Here is a 15367-nt window from a genome sequence, read left to right as displayed (position 1 = left end):
CGCTTCGTCCGGAGCTCAGTGCCGCCCGTAGGACCTGCCGGGGAAGAACAGAGAGAGGAAGAAGAGGCCCAGCACGAGGCCCCCGAGCTTCGTCAGGCCGTGGCCATAGCGCCAGAGGCCCACCGGCAGGGCGATGAGCGTTGCCAGCATCAACCCCTTCAGGAGCGGATGGGGGAGGAGCGCCAGCAGCGCCGTGCCCACCGTCGAGTGCCGGGCGAAGACGCGCATCCAGCGATACGAGCCTTCCTCCGCGCGCAGCTTCTCCAGCTGGCGATTGAAGTGCTCCGCATCCTCTCGCCGCCGCGCTTCGAGCTGACGCAGCGCCTCGGCTTCGTCCTCAATCGTCCGGCTCAGCCCCTTCTTCCGCTCCTGCCAGAGGCGCTCGTTGAACTCGAGCTGCTCGGGCGTCCCCAGGTCCGCGCCGCAGACGCCGCACGCCTGCGCGAAGCGGCCGTTCTCCGACTCGCACAGCATGCAGCGGGGGAAGCGCCGCACGTCGTCCTCGGGGACGTCCGCGAGCCCCACGGGCGGCTGGCCCTTGAAGCGCTCCAGGTGGGCCTCGGGAACGTCGGCTTCCTGCGTCTCTCGTCGCTCCTGCGGGTCCTCGAAGCGGCCCCCGCTCTGCACCGGGGAGGACGTCTCCGACTCCGGGCGCCCGGTGCGCGCGCGCTCCAGGTGGAGGAAGCGCGAGAGCTTGGACGTCATCGCGGACTCCCGAGAGTGCCGGTCGAGGCCGGGCGGGCACGGCCCCGGGCCCACTCGCGCTGCCGGCCAATCTCGTCCCTCATCGTCACCGACAGGGGGAAGGTGTCCTGGACGACGCGCACCAGGTGCTGCTGGCCCAGTTCCTTTCCCTCGGCGAAGGCCTCGTACAGCCCGGCGATGACCGCCTGCTCTATCTCCGCGCCGCTGAAGCCCTGGGTGAGCGTGGCCAGTTCCTCCAGGCCGAAGGCGGAGGGCTCCCGCTTCCGGCGCTGCAGGTGGATGCGGAAGATGTCCTGACGCTCGGTCTGCTCGGGCAGGTCGATGAAGAAGATTTCGTCGAAGCGCCCCTTGCGGAGCACCTCGGGCGGCAGGCCGTCGATGCGGTTGGCGGTGGCCACCACGAAGACGGGCGCCGTCTTCTCCTGGAGCCAGGTGAGCAGCGTGCCGAACACGCGCGCCGACACGCCGCTGTCCCCCGAGCTGGAGGAGGCCACGCCCGACAGGCCCTTCTCGATTTCGTCCACCCACAGCACCACCGGCGCCACGCCCTCCGCCACGCGGATGGCCTTGCGCAGGTTCTCCTCGGACGAGCCAATCAGCCCGCTGAAGATGCGCCCCATGTCCAGCCGCAAGAGCGGCAGGTTCCAGTGCGCGGAGACAGCCTTCGCGGTGAGGCTCTTGCCGCAGCCCTGCACGCCCAGCAGCAGCAGGCCCCGGGGCTCGGGCAGGCCGAACTGGCGGGCGCGCTCTCCGAAGGCGGCGGTGCGCTGGCTCAGCCACGCCTTCAGGTTGGTCAGCCCTCCCACGTTGCCCAGGCTCTCCTCGGGCGGGTAGTACTCGAGCAGGCCGCTCTTGCGAATCACCTGCCGCTTCTCGTCCTGGATGCGCTTGATGTCCTCGGGGCCCAGCTTGCCGTCGGCGGCGATGGCCTTGGCGAAGGCGTTCTCCGCCTCGGACAGCGTCAGCCCGAGCGCCGCCTTGATGAGCTGGTCCGCGTGTTCGCGCGACAGCTCGATGGTGGCCTTGTTGTTCCTGCGCACCAGCGAGACGATTTCCCGCAGCAGCCGCATCAAGTCGTTGTACCCGGGCATGGGTACGTCGATGACGGAGACCTCCTTCTCCAACTCGATGGGGATGCTGAGCGAGGGGGACAGGAGGATGACGGTGGTGAAGGTGCTCTTGAGGAAGTGGGCCAGCTCCCGCAGCGCCCGCACCACGCCCTTCTCCTCCAGGTAGGGATGGAAGTCCTTGAGCACCACCAGCGCGGGCTCGCCCAGCTTCTCGATGGCGGCCAGCGCGTCCACGGGGGAGCGCGTGTCCTCGGGAAGCGGCGCGGCGCGGGATGAGCCCACGTTGCGCAGGCCCTTGGTGATGGACCAGTGGAAGAGCGCCTTGCCGTGCGCACGGGCCAGCTCGGCGAGGATGGCGTCCACCCGGTGCTCTTCCCAGGACACGAGGTAGAGGAGCGGGTAGCGGGCCCGGACGAGGATGTCGAGCTCCTCGAGCCACGGCTCGGCGAGACGGGAGGCTCGGGCGGGGTCGGCGGGAATGGACGACATGTCGGCTCGCGGGGCGCTACGTCAGGGGGCCATCACGCAACGAATGGGCGCGCGACGCAAGGTGGGTGCTCTCGGGATAAGCGGGTTGGTGGCCGGGCGAAAGCGGAGGGGTGCTGAGCAGGCGGGGGAGCGGGGCGGCGGCCGGGGGCTGTCGGGCGCTCAACGGCACGTGGGCGTGCCGCGAATCGGGGTGAAGAAGCTGGGAGAGGGGTTCTTCAGGTCCTCCAGGACCTCGGCCCACAAGAGCGAGGCGGACTCCTCAATCGCTTCTTCGGAGTCTTTGTACTCGCTGTACGTCGGCAGTCCTTCCTGTCCCTCCGGCATGGGCACGGGCTCGCCCACGCCTTCCCGTCTTGTTTCCCGGGTGAGCTCCAGCTTCAGCGTGTCCCCGTCGAGCGTCCAGGTGCCGTACTTCGTGTGGTCATCGACGAGGAAGGCGAGCGCCCCACGGCCGTCCGGACACAGGTGGTAGGTCTCGTGGGTGCCGGCGGACTCGTTCTGGAGGATGAGGCCGGAGTCGGACGGCAGCCAGGGCGCATGACTCTCGTCTGGAGTCGCCCCCATCACCGCTCGCAGACGGAGCTGCAGGACCAGGAGCTGGCCGCGCTTGTCGGGAACGCCGGCCTTCTTCATCACCTCCAGGCTCTTTGCGAGCGTGCCCGCGCGTGCCCAGCCGAGCAGCCGCGTCTCCGACTGGACGAGGTACCACCCACCGTCCGTGGCCAGCAGGGTGATGGTGCTCCCCGCGCGCAGCTTCGCCACCGTCTCCGCGTCGTCGCGGCGGGTGCGCAGTAGTGGGAAGGAGGTGGCCACGCGTGGCTTCAGGCCCAGGGCATACAGCTCGGGCAGGACCTTCGTCGCGGTGGGCGCCGCCGCTGACGGCGCGGCGGGAGGCGCTTTGTCCAGGTCGGCTTCGAGAGCGGGGGCGGACGGCGCGGCGGCCGTGAGCACGGACGCGAGCACCAGGGCGCATGCGGTGGGCATGCGGCAACTCTGATGCAGGTGCGCCGTGGCGGGCAAGGTGGCCCGTCACGGCGCCGAGGGAGCTACATGCCCTGGGCGAGCGGGGACAGCTTCATCACGGTGAAGGCCGCTCCGGCCGGGTCGGTGACCACCGCCATGCGGCCGTAGGGCGTATCCATCGGCCCGACATGGACCGTGCCGCCCAGCTCCTTCGCCTTCTTCACCGCCGCGTCCGTGTCCGCCACCGCGAAGTAGTTCATCCAGTGCGGGGGCAGGTCGGCGGGCCACGCCTTGCCCATCTGGCTGACGCCGGCCACGGCCTTCGGGCCCTTGTGCATCGACCAGTACTCCATGCCCTCCACCTTCTTCGGCTCCAGCCCGAAGACGGCGGCGTAGAAGTCGCGCGCGCGGGCTCCATCGCGCGTGTTCACCTCGTGCCACGACATGGCGCCGGGCTCGTCCACCCACTGCGCGCCCTTGTGCTTCTTCGACTGCCACATCCCGAAGTGCGCGCCCGTGGGGTCCGAGCAGATGGCCATCCGCCCTTCCTCCATGACGTCCATGGGGCCCATTCCCACGTGGCCGCCGTGCTGCCGGATGCGCGCGGCGAACGCGTCGATGTCATCCACCTGGAAGTAGAGGCTCCACATGGAAGGGTACTCCGCGTCGGGCGGACGCTGTCCCATGCCGGCGACGTTGCGGCCGTCGAGCTGGCACATCGTGTAGTGGCCCGTCTCCTTCGGACCGACGAGGAACTTCCAGCCGAACAGACCGCCGTAGAAGGCGCGGGCCTTCTCCAGGTCCGGCGTCATCAGGTCGATCCAGGTGGGGGTTCCCACCGCGTGCTTGTCCACCGCGGGCATCGTGCGCTCCTCGGAAAAAGGGGGAGGTGCCCGGGTGACTTCGGGCGTGCGGAAGCTACCACCCCTCTTTTCAGGTAGGGCGAGACCTGTCTGGGGCGTGAGTGCAGGGGACTTCGCTGCGCCGGACGGCCTTCATGCCCCCGGGCGCGATTCCAGGGGGATTCGCCGGCCCTGCTCCTCGGACAGCATGGCCGCGGCCAGCACCTCCTGCACCGTGGCGCCTTCCTCCAGCGTGGCCAGCCCGTCACGCGGCCCGCCTCGCAGCACGTCGAGGAACCGACGCGCGCCCTCGACGTGGGCCTGCGCCCAGGGCTCGCGCTCGCCGGGGTGTGGCTCCAGGCCCGGGGCGATGTCCGTCCACGTGCCGTGCTCGAAGCCGCGCACCGGGGACACGCACCAGCCTCCGCGTGACGGCACGTAGCCACCGGAGAAGCCCGCCTCCCACCCGCCCCCCAGCAACGTCCAGCCTCCGTGGATGCCCGGCTCCGGGCAGGCCGCGTGGGTGAGCACCAGCACCGCGCCCGAGGACAGCCCCACGTGCAGCGCGGCGGTGTGGACGGGCCGGCCGGACAGTGACGCCTGCACCCAGACGGGAGCGGCCCCCGCGAGCCACAGCGCCGCGTCGATGATGTGGGACATGCCGCCCCAGTCGCCCGAGGCGCCGAGCAGGGGCCCGGCGGTGTCCCCCTCATCCGACGCGAAGCCATTGCGCAGGGTGAGGGCGAGGTGGCGCACCGGCCGCTCCGCGAGCCACGCCTTCAGCGCGCGCACCGGGGGCAGCATGCGGTAGGGGAAGTTCACCGCGCTCGGGCTCGTGGCGGAGCGGGCGCGGGCCAGCAGCGCGCGAGCCTCCTCGACGGTGCGCGTCAGCGGCTTCTCACAGAGGACAGGAAGGCCCGCGTTCAGCGCCGCCTCCACGTGGGTCCGGTGGACGCCGTCGGGCGAGGCCACCACCACCGCGTCCACGGCGGCGCACAGCTCGCCCAGGTCCGTGGTGGCCAGGGGGATGCCCTCGCGTGCCGCCACCGCGCGCGTGTTGTCCAGGCGCTGTCCGCAGAGGGCCGCCACCTCCGCGCCCGCCGCGCGGAAGGCCCCCACGTGCATGAGGCCCCACTTCGTCCCGATGACGCCGATGCGCACCATGGACGCGAGCCTGCCAGAGCCCGCCGGCCCGTGCGCGTCACATCCACCGGAGCGAGAACCGCCGCAGCCCTCCGCGCGTCGTCACCTTCGCCTCGGTGACAATCTTCCCGAAGCCCATGAGCAGCCCCCGGAAGGTGCCCAGCAGCAGCGAGTTGGGCAGGCGCGTCGTGGTCTCCAGCTCCGCCGTCAGGGGCATGAAGGACACGGTGCGCGTGGAGTCCGTCGCCGGCAGGCCTCTCACCATGCCGCGCACGAGCGCGTCGAAGTCGCCGAACACCTTCTCCACCGAGTCGAAGCCCACCGAGCGCGCCAGCGGCAGCATGCGCATCGCCGAGCGCTGGGCAATCGCCTCCACCGCCCGGTCTCCCAGCGCCGCCTGGAGCTCGCCCGCCATGCGGACGTAGTCCTCCCACGCGTACCAGGTGTCATCTCGCATGCTGTTGATGCGGACCTGGTGCTCGGGGAATCGCGAGGAGGCCGCGGTCATCGAGCCGAGAATGGCCTTGAACCAGGCGCCCTGAATCTCACCGGACATGCGAGCCTCCTGTCCGCGATGAAGCGGACGCCGCGAGGGCTTCAGTGTACACGCGGGTCGGCGTGACACGGGGGGACCGGCAGTCCACGCCTCCGGGCCGCCGCTGCCCATCCGCCCGCCGGCCACACGTGCAGCGGGCGACGCTCTCGGCCCCTCGACACGCCGCTTCCGTCACCCGGTGGATGCCGCGCCCGTGCGGCGCCGGACATCCGGGCACCTGTCCCGACTTCCCCACTACACGGGAAGGCGCACCTGGACGCGCGTGCCACCGGGCTCGGAGAGCACGCGCAGGTCTCCGCCGTGCCGCTCGATGATGCGGCGGCTGACGTCCAGCCCCAGGCCCGCGGCCTCGGGCTTCGTGCTGAAGAAGGGCTCGAAGACGCGCGGCATGAGGTCCTTCGGAATGCCCGGCCCGTCGTCCGAGATTTCCACCACCACGCGCGTCGGCTCGGCCCAGGTGCGCAGGCGCACGCGCCCGCCGCCCTCACCCAGCGCCTGCACCGCGTTGAGCACCAGCTGCGTCCACACCTCTTCCAGCGCGCCGTCCTCCACCTTCAGCCGCGGCAGGCTCCGCTCGTACTGGCGCTCCACGGTGATGGTGCCGCCCGACAGCCGGTGGTCCAGCACCGCCAGCGCGCGCTCCAGGCCGTCGTGCAGGTCCGCCTCCTGGGCCGGCATCGGGTCCAGGAAGCTGTAGGCCTTCATCGCCTCCACCAGGGTGGAGACTCGCGCCGTGCCGCGCTCCACCTCGGCCAGCAGCACGTCGCCCGTCACCGCCGCCACCAGCCACGCGAGCACGTCGCCCAGCAGCGCCTCGCCCACCCGCGTGGACACCGACTCCAGCCACGCCACGTCCAGCCCCGAGGCCACCAGCACGGGCGCCGCCTCCCACGCCTCCGCCACCCCGTGCGACTCCAGCCAGCTTCCCAGCGACTCCTCGCGCACCGCCCTCGCCACGGGCTCCAGCAGCGGGGACGTCCTGCCGCGCTCGGCGGCCTCGCGGGGCAGGGCGAGCAGGGCTCCGCGCTGCGCCGAGGACAGGTTCTGCTCGCCGAGCGCCATGGCCCGCGCCGACAGCGTGTGCAGCGTCTCGCGCAGCCGCGCCGCGCTCCGGCGGGCGGACGAGGAGGGGTTGTCCAGCTCTCCCGCCACGCCCGCCGCCAGCTGCCCGGCGGACAGCAGCTCCGCCTGCTGCCGGGAGCTCGTCTCGTGGGGCTGCGAGCGCTGCGAGGCCAGCTCCATCAGCCCCCGCATGAGCACCGGCGCCACGCGCAGCAGCTCCCAGAAGGTGGCCGGCTCCAGGCGGAACAGCCGCACGTCCGTCACCGCGCGGCCGGTGGTGGGGTGGGGCGAGTTCAGGAAGAGGATGAGCTCGCCGAAGAGGTCGCCCGCCTTCAGCATCGCGGTGGGGACCTCCTGCGCGCCCACGCGGCGCGTCCACTCGGTGCTGCCTTCCAGGATGACGGACAGGCCGTCCGCCGGGTCTCCCTGCGCGGCGATGCGCATGCCCGCCGTGAAGTGGAGCTGCCGGCCATGGTCGGCAATCCACCCGAGCTGCTCGTCGGTGAGCCGGGAGAACAGCGGTACCCGGCGCAGCGCTGTGACGACGTCCTCGCTTCCCATACGTCTCCGATGCTGCCTTTCCCCAGGAGGGTGTCCATCTCCTGACCTCGCCGGGCATGTCCGCCCGGAAGGAGGACCGACCGGCTGCCCGCCCGCTACCGCAGCGGCTGGCGTTCCAGCGCCCGGGCGAAGGCGTCCGTCCGGTGCCCGGCCACGCACACCGATAACCCCTCTATCACGCCACAGCGCGCGCCCTGCTGAAGGAAGGATGCGAGCGCCTCGGGCGCCACCACATACGCTGTGTCCGCGTCCACGCCCCCGGGGCGGAGCGGCGCCTGGCACTCCCGCGCCAGCTCCGGCGGGGTGCGCGAGGCATAGCCGCTGTTGAAGGTGAGCCCCAGCCGGTAGGCCGTGTAGCCCAGCGCGTTCACCACCGGCTCGTCATAGCGGCACACCCACTGGACGTGCGGCGGGAAGAGGGCGAGGTGGCGGTAGGCGCCCCGCAGCTCCTGCCACTCGGGCGCCTGGAGCCGGCGGAAGTCTCCGGTCCGCTGCAGCGGGCTCCGCTCCGCGCGCCAGTCATACGCCTGCACCGCGACGGCCAGCCCCAGCGCCACGGTGCCCACCCAGGGACGCTCGCGCCACAGCCGCAGCCACAGCAGCATGGCCCCCGTCACCAACAGGTAGCACAGCGGCCACACGAAGCGCCCCGACGAGCGGAAGGCCGACGTCAGCCGGGAGAGGGGCCCATACAGCGCGCCCAGGTCCGCCACCTGCTGTCCCGTCCACGTCACGCGCCAGGACAGCGCGTAGACGGCCATCAGCAGCACCACCACCGCCAGCGGCACGCCCCTGCGCCAGGGCACGGCGCGCAATTCGCGGAAGCGGAACACGGTGGCGACCAGGGACAGGGTCAGCAGCAGCAGCGCGCCGGCTCCGAGGTAGCCATAGCCCTCGCCCTGCCTCGGCGCCGCCCGCAGCGTGGGCAGCAGCCGAGACCAGCCCATGGGGTTGAACAGCGCGGCCAGGTCCGCGGAGAAGTCGCCGAAGCCTTCTGCCCCCAGCCCGCTGCCGCCGAAGTAGCCGAAGAGGGCGAAGACGAGCACGTCCAGCACCAGCACGCCCACCGCCGCCGCCAGCGCCGCGCCCCACCCGAGCACCCGGCCGAGCGCCAGCCGCACGGCCAGCGCCACCGCGAGCGGCGCGAGCATGGCCACGAGGTACGGGTGGGTGCCCGCGCCCACCGCGTTGAAGAGGGCGGCCAGGGCCAGCGTCCGCCTCGCGGCGCGGGCATCCGGCACGTCGCGCAGGTGCAGCCACAGCATGGCCACCAGCAGCCAGTGCGCGCACAGCGTCGGGTGGCCGAAGCGCGCCGCCATGGGAGGCGCGAGGGCCAGCAGCAGGCCCCCCAGCACCTGGGGCACCGGGCGCGGTGACACCAGCGCCACCAGCCGCGCGCCGAAGTACCCCATCAGCGCGAAGCACAGCCCCAGCCACAGGCCCGTGTACTGGAAGTCCGCGGGCAGCAGCGGGCTGAAGGGCTTGAGCAGCACCGCCACCAGCGGGTTGCCGTCCGTGAGCGCCACGGAGGTGCCGTAGGGGTAGAGCTGGTTGGGCGAGGACGACAGCGGCAGGCCCCAGGGGGCGTTGCGGTAGAAGAGCCAGCCGAAGATGTGGCCCGCCCAGTCCTCGCGCATCATCCAGGCGATGCGCGTGGGCGGCAGCACGTTGCCCCCGCCCAGCCACAGGAACCAGCCCAGCCCCCCAAGGGCGGCCAGCCAGGGGGCCAGCCGGCTCGCGCGAGAGGGCACCGGAGCGGGGGAGGGAGGCGGCGCGAGCGCGGGAGGGGTGGGCTCCATCAGCGCCGGCGGACTCGGGTTCGACATGGCGACCTGGGCACGGGTGGCACTGTAGGGCCGCGCTTCCGGCACGGGCAAGCACCGCGCGGAAGCGGTGCCCGTCCTCAGGACTTCCAGCCGCCGCCGCGCCTACGGGCCGCAGGTGGCGACGTCGTCGTTGCCCTCGATGACCTGGTCGTCCGGCGAGCCCTTGTAGGCGGACTCCGCCAGCGACGCGGCCAGGCACCGGGGCAGCTTCGGGTTGTAGGCGACGGTGAAGCGCGTCGACACGGTGGCCAGTCCGTCCAGGTCCAGGCGGAGCAGCTCCGCGTTGTCCCGCACCGTCAGGTCCTCCAGTTCGCGCAGGCCGGCCAGCCCGCTCAGGCTCGTGAGGGCGGCGTTGTTCGCCACGGTGAGCTGCTTCAGGCGCAGCAGCCGCTCCAGGCCCTGCACCTGGGTGAGCAGCGGGTTCTCGGAGATGGACACGAGATTGCCCACGTGGGTGAGCATGGGAAGGTTGCTCACGCTCACCAGCTTCGGGTTGCCCTGGATGGCGAGCCCGTAGTCGATGGACTCCAGCATGGGCAGGTGTCCCGCCGTCTCCAGCTGCGCGTTGTCGAAGAAGGCGAGGTGGCGCAGCCGGCGCAGGTGGCCGAGCCCTTCGGTGCTCAGGAGTCCGTCGTTGCCGTGCACGCGGAGGCTCTCACCGACGACGTGCAGGATGGGCATCCCCGACAGGTCCACCAGCGCATCATTGTTGGTGATGACCACGTCCTCTCCGACGGTCCTCAGTCCGCTGAGGTCGCCCAGGGCGGTGAGCGAGTCGTTGTCGGAGATGTGCAGGACCGCGCCGATGGCCTCCAGCTTCGGCAGGACGATGCGCGGGAGCGAGACATTCCCGCTGATGGTGAAGCTGCCCGTGAGCACGGTGACCTGGTCGAGCCCTTCGAGCGACTCGAGGGAGGTGTTGCCGCTCACGGTGAGGTTGCGCGCCGGGGCCACGAACCGCAGCCCGCTCAGGTTGAGCAGCCGGGGGTTGGACGACACCTCCAGGTCGGTCTCCACCGACAGTCGCCGCTCGCGGGCACCGCCAAGCTCCAGCGTCTCCAGGACGGGGTTGCCGCTGACGTCCAGCTGCTCACCCACGTAGCGCAGCGAGGTGAGGGACGCGCGCAGCAGGTCCGGGTTGGACGTGATGGAGAGCCGGCCCTCCACGGACACGAGGCCCGGGAGGACCACCTCCTGGAGCGCCGTGCCCCGGATGAAGAGGCCCCCGCGGATGCGGGTGATGCCCTGGAGCACGGCGAGGTCCTCGGCGCCCGCCACCTCGTACGTCCCATCGAAGGTGTGAGCCGGCTCGCAGACGTAGAGCTTCTCATGGGCCTCGTCTTCGCCGAGCGTCCCGTCTCCGTTGCTGTCCACGCCCACCAGCACCGACGTGCCCGTCACCGTGCACTGGCTGCCGGCCGGCTCCGGGCGCTGCCGCGCCCAGACCGCGAGCGTGTTCAGGCACAACCGCGTATAGGCCTGGACCTCGGAGGCATCGAGCACGCCGTCCCGGTCCACGTCCGGGCCCGCCTCCACCTCGGTGCCCTCCGAGTTGCAGAAGCCGGCGAGCGGGGGAAGGGTGGAGAGGCGCACGAGCACCGGGGCCGTCTCGGTGCAGCCGTACACCTCGCGGGTAATCTCGCCGTCGTCGAGGACACCGTCGCCGTTGGTGTCGTTCCCCGCGTGGGAGACCTGGCCGCCGTTGGGGCACCGCTCCCCGGGAGGCACCTGACGGGTGCGCACCAGCAGGCCGGGGACGGGCGTGGCGCAGACGTACTCGGTGCTCGTCACCTCGACGTCGTCGAGTACGCCACTGGCGTCCAGGTCCACGCCGCTCCGCACCGCCTGGCCGCCGTGCTCGCAGTGGACGCCGGCCTGCTCCTCGTGCACGAGGGTCAGCACGGTGGCGCAGACGTACTCGGTGCTGGTGACTTCGGCGTCGTCGAGCACGCCATCGTCATCCAGGTCCAGGCCGCTCTGCACCGCCTGGCCCCCGTGCGGGCAGTGGACGCCGGGCTGCTCCGGCATGACCCGCGTGCGCGCCGCATGCTGCTTCAGGAGTTGCTCCAGCTCGATGCCGCCGCACCCCGCCGCCAGCACGAGCACCGCCATCCAGGTCCAACGCATCGCTACGTCCCTCCAGGCGGGCCATACGGCCGAGGCCTTCGTCGCGGTGGCACGGCTAGCGCTCACAGGTCGCGCCATCGTCATTGCCCGTGATGACCCGCCCAGCGGGGAGGCCGTGATACACGGCGCTCGCGAGCGTCGAGGCCAGGCAGGTAGGCAGCTTCGGGTTGTCCATGACATGGAAGAGCGAAGTCACCCGGGCCAGCTCGTCCATGCCCAGGCGGGTCAGCTCCGGACTCCTCAGGATGAACAGCGACTCCAGCTCACGCAGGACCTTCAGGTCGGCCAGACTCACCAGCGCATCGTTCTGCCGCAGGTCCAACTCCTTCAGCGACAAGAGCCGCGCGAAGCCCGTCAGACCCGTCAGCAGCGGGTTGTCGCCGATGAAGAGCCGCTTCACGTGCCGGAGCAGGGGCAGGCCCTCCACGCTGGTCAGCTTCGGGTTGTTCTGGATGAGGAACTCGTCCCTCACGAGCTCCAACGAGGGTATGGGGCCCACTCGCAGGAGGACGGGGTTGGTGCTGATGCGGAGGGAGCCCGCCTGCTTCAGCCGGACGTCGCCCAGCTCCGCCAACAGCGGGTTGGACAGGACGGAGAAGCTGCCGCCCACGCTCTGGACCCGGAGCCCCGTGAGGTTGCGCAGCGAGGCGTTGTTCTCGATGTTGACGTCTCCTCCGACACTTTGCAGGCGGAAGATGGAGCCCAGCGAGGTGAGCGACGGGTTGTCGAGGATGTACAGCGACCCGCTCAGCGTTTGCAGGTTCGGCAGCGGGAGCGTCCGCAGGGCGGGGTTCTTGAAGATGGACACGCCCTCGAGGTTCATGATGTTCGGCAGCTCCCCTGGGTCCTGGAGCATGTCGTTGGAGCCCAGGGAGAAGGACCAGCGGGGCGCCACGGGGGCCAGTCCCGCCAGCGTCTGGAGTCGCGGGTTGGAGGAGATGTTCAGGCGGAAGCCCACCCAGACCGGATACAGCAGGGGGTCCTCCGCGTCCGAGCCCACCACCAGCGTCTCGAGCTGGCCGTTGTCGTTGATGCTCAGCTCCCCGCCCACGAAGCGCAGGCCCCTCAGCTCCACGCGCGTCAGGGCCTGGGTCATCCAGATGCGCAGCGAGCCCTCCACCGCGACGAGTCCCGGGAGCACCAGCTCCGTGACGGACTCGCCCTCGACGGTGAGATGGCCGCGCACGTGGGAGACGCCCCGCAGCGCCTCGAGGTCCGCCGGGTCGTCCACCCGGTAGTCGCCTTCGTACGTCAGGGTGGGATGGCAGACATACAGGCGGGTCACCACCTCCCGCTCGTCGAGCGTCTCGTTCCCGTCGAGGTCCTCGCCCAGGCCCACCAGGGTGCCACCGCGCACGCACGCGGCGCCGGCCGGCTCCGGACGCTGGAGCAGCCGCGCCTGGTTGAGGTTGATGCAGGCCCCGCGCTCACCTCGCACCTCGCTGTCCTCCAGCGCGTCGTTCCCATTGAAGTCCTCGCCCGCCATCACGGTGGTGCCGTCCATGCCGCACCCGTCGAAGGCACGGAAGGGCCGCACGCTCAGCCGCGCGAGCACCGGGGCCGTCTCGGTGCAGCCGTACACCTCACGGGTCACCTCTCCGTCGTCCAGGACTTCGTCGCCGTTGGTGTCGTGCCCGGCATGGGTGACCTGGCCTCCAAGGGGACATCGCTCACCCGGAGGCACAGGCCGGGAGCGCACCAGCAGGCCGGGGATGGGCGTGGCGCAGACGTACTCGGTGGTCGTCACCTCGATGTCCTCGAGCACGCCACTGGAGTCCAGGTCCACGCCGCTCTGCACCGCCTGGCCGCCGTGCTCGCAGTGGGCGCCGGCCTGCTCCTCGCGCCTGCGAGTCAGCACGGTGGTGCAGGAGTACGTGGTGCTGGTGACTTCGGCGTCGTCGAGCACGCCATCGTCATCCAGGTCCGGGCCGCCTTGCAGCACCGTGCCCCCGTGCGGGCAGTGGACGCCGGGCGGCTCCGGCGTGACGCGCGTGAGCGAATCGTGCTGCTTCACCAACTGCTCCAGGTCGATGCCTTCGCAGCCCGTGGCCAGCGCGAGTACCACCATCCAGGTCCAACGCATCACTGCCTCTCTTCTTCGTCCCGGAGGACGTGGCCCGGCCAGCCGCGCTCAGTCACAGGTCGCGGTGCTGTCGTTCCGGGTGATGTCGGGTTGGCCCGGGAAGGTCCGCGCCGCGAGTGTCGTGGCCCAGCACGTGGGCAGGCGCGGGTTCTCCACGACCTTGAAGGCGCGAGTCACCCGCGTGAGGCCGTCCAGGTCCAGCTTCGCCAGGTATCCGTTGAAGGTCACCCGCAGCTCCTCCAGGTCCTGGAGCCCGCTCAGGGCGGCCAGGCTCGTCAGCCCGTTGCTGTTGTGGATGTGCAGGAGGCCCAGGCTCCGGACGTGCTCGAGCCCGCTCAGGCTTTTGAGCAGGGGGTTGGCCATGATGATGAGGCTGCCCGTGTGTCGGAACGTGCCCAGCGTGCCCAGGAAGGCCAGCTTGTCGTTGCCGCCGATGTAGAGCTCCTGCTCCAGCGTCTGGAGCGAGAGGAAGTCGCCCGCGGCTCCCAGGTTCGGGTTCCCGACGATGGAGATGGCCCCGGCGCGCGTGAGCTCTTGCAGGCCGTTCATGGAGTGCAGCGCCGCGTTCTCCCGGACGTCGAGCCTGCCGTTGATGGACGTGAGCTCCGACAGGCCGAACAGGTCGCCCAGCACGTCGTTGCCCTCGATGCGGAGGTCTCCACCGACAGTCTTCAGGGGCATGCCTGCAATGGAGGTCAGGGCGTCGTTGTTGAGGATTTCCAGGGTGCCGCCCACCTGCTCCAGGCTCGTGAAGGGCAGGGCCAGCAGCCGCGGGTTGTTCCGCAGGGTGACATTGCCCCGGAGCTCGTAGACGCGGTCAAAGGAGCCCGCGACCTCGAGCAGGGGGTTGTCACCCACAGTGACGCCGCGGTCCGGGATGATGGTGCTCAGGCCGGCAAGGGTGGAGAGCCGGGCGTTGTCCTCCACCGTCAGGTGGCTTCCCAGCCACAGCGCCTCCTCGTGCGAGCCCGCCACGAGCGTCTCCAGGAGCGGGTTCCCATGGACGAGCAGGTCCCGGTCCACGAAGCGCAGCCCCCGCAGCTGGACGCTCTTCAGGGCCGGGTTGCCGCGGATGACGATGGTGGCCTCCACCACCATCAGGTGGGGGAGGTCCACCTCGGTGAGGGACGTGGCGATGACCTCGAGCATGCCCCGGATGCGGGAGATGCCTTGGAGCGCCGCGAGGTCCGCCGCGTTCCGCACGGTGTACGTCCCGTCGAACGTCTGGAGCGGCCGGCACACGAACATGCTCATGGCCACCTCGTCGCTCTCGAAGGTGCCGTCTCCGTCGCGGTCCGTGCCCACGTCCACGCGGGTGCTCCCGGCAGGGCACGCCGTGGTGGTGGGCTCCTCGATTTGGTGGAGGCGAATCGCGGACGCGTCCTCGCAGGAGAAGACCTGGGCCCGGCGCTCGCTGTCGTCCAGCACGCCATCCCGGTCCAGGTCCGGTCCGGCCTCTACCGCGTGGCCGGCGACCTCGCAGAAGTCCTGCTCCGGAGGCAGGGCGCGCACGCGGGTGATGACGGCCTCCGGCTCCGTGCAGCCGATGACCTCGCGGGTGACTTCAGAGTCCTCCAGCTCGTCGTTGCCGTTCAGGTCATGCCCGGCGCGGAAGAGCTGGCCGCCGTGCGGGCACTGCGCTCCTGGAGGAATCGACTGCCGCCGCACCAGTACGCCCGGGAGGGCCGAGGCGCAGACGTACTCGGTGGTCGTCACCTCGGTGTCCGCGAGCGTGCCGTCTTCGTCCACGTCCAGGCCCGTGCGCACGGAGTGCCCGCCGTGGGGGCAGTTCGCCCCCGCGGGCTCCTCGGCGAACCGGGTGAGGGGCGGGTGTTGCTTGACGAGCTGCTCCAGGTCGATGCCGTCACACCCCACGGCGACCAGGAGCACCGCCATCCAGCTACGTCCCATGACTCAGTCTCTTTCGAGGGGCAACCGGC

At 71.1% G+C, this 15367-nt stretch carries 11 protein-coding genes; all 11 read right to left on the bottom strand.

Annotated features, from left to right (window positions below; genetic code table 11):
- Window positions 1–15 precede the first annotated feature (15 nt).
- Window positions 16–705 (bottom strand): hypothetical protein, encoded by a 690-nt coding sequence (locus G4D85_RS29850; protein ID WP_164017436.1) that lies wholly within the window; start codon window positions 703–705, stop codon window positions 16–18.
- Window positions 702–2264: an AAA family ATPase gene (locus G4D85_RS29845; RefSeq protein ID WP_164017435.1), complete on the bottom strand. Its 1563-nt coding sequence runs from the start codon at window positions 2262–2264 to the stop codon at window positions 702–704. Before G4D85_RS29845 ends, G4D85_RS29850 begins: the two co-directional genes overlap by 4 nt.
- A gap of 159 nt (window positions 2265–2423) precedes the next feature.
- The gene (locus tag G4D85_RS29840) at window positions 2424–3248 is read right to left on the bottom strand and encodes an SH3 domain-containing protein (protein WP_164017434.1); all 825 of its coding nucleotides are present in this window, start codon (window positions 3246–3248) and stop codon (window positions 2424–2426) included.
- 62 nt (window positions 3249–3310) lie between these two features.
- Entirely contained in the window at window positions 3311–4090 is a 780-nt protein-coding gene (locus tag G4D85_RS29835; protein WP_240359573.1) for a VOC family protein, read from the bottom strand.
- 132 nt (window positions 4091–4222) lie between these two features.
- Entirely contained in the window at window positions 4223–5233 is a 1011-nt protein-coding gene (locus tag G4D85_RS29830) for a Gfo/Idh/MocA family protein (protein WP_240359572.1), read from the bottom strand.
- 37 nt (window positions 5234–5270) lie between these two features.
- Window positions 5271–5768 carry a hypothetical protein gene (locus G4D85_RS29825; protein ID WP_164017433.1) on the bottom strand — a complete coding sequence of 166 codons (498 nt, stop codon included), beginning with the start codon at window positions 5766–5768 and terminating at the stop codon, window positions 5271–5273.
- Window positions 5769–6002: 234 nt separating this feature from the next.
- Window positions 6003–7391 carry an ATP-binding protein gene (locus G4D85_RS29820; RefSeq protein ID WP_164017432.1) on the bottom strand — a complete coding sequence of 463 codons (1389 nt, stop codon included), beginning with the start codon at window positions 7389–7391 and terminating at the stop codon, window positions 6003–6005.
- Between the two features lie 95 nt (window positions 7392–7486).
- Window positions 7487–9217, bottom strand: coding sequence for a DUF6311 domain-containing protein (locus G4D85_RS29815; RefSeq protein WP_205525778.1), 1731 nt, complete (start codon window positions 9215–9217; stop codon window positions 7487–7489).
- A 102-nt stretch (window positions 9218–9319) separates the two neighbouring features.
- The gene (locus G4D85_RS29810; RefSeq protein ID WP_164017431.1) at window positions 9320–11344 is read right to left on the bottom strand and encodes a DUF7151 family protein; all 2025 of its coding nucleotides are present in this window, start codon (window positions 11342–11344) and stop codon (window positions 9320–9322) included.
- A gap of 55 nt (window positions 11345–11399) precedes the next feature.
- Window positions 11400–13427 carry a DUF7151 family protein gene (locus tag G4D85_RS29805; protein ID WP_164017430.1) on the bottom strand — a complete coding sequence of 676 codons (2028 nt, stop codon included), beginning with the start codon at window positions 13425–13427 and terminating at the stop codon, window positions 11400–11402.
- A 48-nt stretch (window positions 13428–13475) separates the two neighbouring features.
- Window positions 13476–15338 (bottom strand): DUF7151 family protein, encoded by a 1863-nt coding sequence (locus G4D85_RS29800; protein ID WP_164017429.1) that lies wholly within the window; start codon window positions 15336–15338, stop codon window positions 13476–13478.
- Window positions 15339–15367: the final 29 nt, after the last annotated feature.

Source organism: Pyxidicoccus trucidator, from assembly GCF_010894435.1.
Classification (GTDB): domain Bacteria; phylum Myxococcota; class Myxococcia; order Myxococcales; family Myxococcaceae; genus Myxococcus; species Myxococcus trucidator.
The sequence above is the reverse complement of the archived record's forward strand: the minus strand, read 5'-3'. Positions and strand labels throughout refer to the sequence as shown.